The organism is Actinomadura sp. NBRC 104425, assembly GCF_030269545.1.
Lineage (GTDB): Bacteria > Actinomycetota > Actinomycetes > Streptosporangiales > Streptosporangiaceae > Spirillospora > Spirillospora keratinilytica.
The window spans coordinates 1-255 of record NZ_BSTN01000159.1 but is presented as its reverse complement, the minus strand read 5'-3'; the positions used below and the strand labels follow the sequence as shown (position 1 = coordinate 255).

The window sequence follows — 255 nt, the reverse complement described above, 5'->3', positions numbered from 1 at the left end:
GGGCTGTGATGCGGGCGGCTGGAGCGGTCGTGCATGCCGGCGGCGCCCAGCTGCCGGTAGCGGGCGGCCCATCGTGCGGCGGTGGTGTGGCTGACGCCGAACCGTTCGGCGGCCCGGCGCAGCGGCCAGCCGTCCTCCACGACACACCGGGCCAGGCGCAGGCGTCCGGTCGGGGTCAAGGGGGCGTTACGGTGGGACACGAGGGCCTCCTGGACGTCGGTGCAGATGTCGTCGCAATCCACACCGAAACCAGAA

At 72.9% G+C, this 255-nt stretch carries 1 protein-coding gene; it reads right to left on the bottom strand.

The window, feature by feature from the left end:
- The coding region (locus QSK22_RS33550; RefSeq protein ID WP_285498551.1) for a leucine zipper domain-containing protein at positions 1-200 on the bottom strand (200 nt) is incomplete at its 3' end.
- Positions 201-255: the final 55 nt, after the last annotated feature.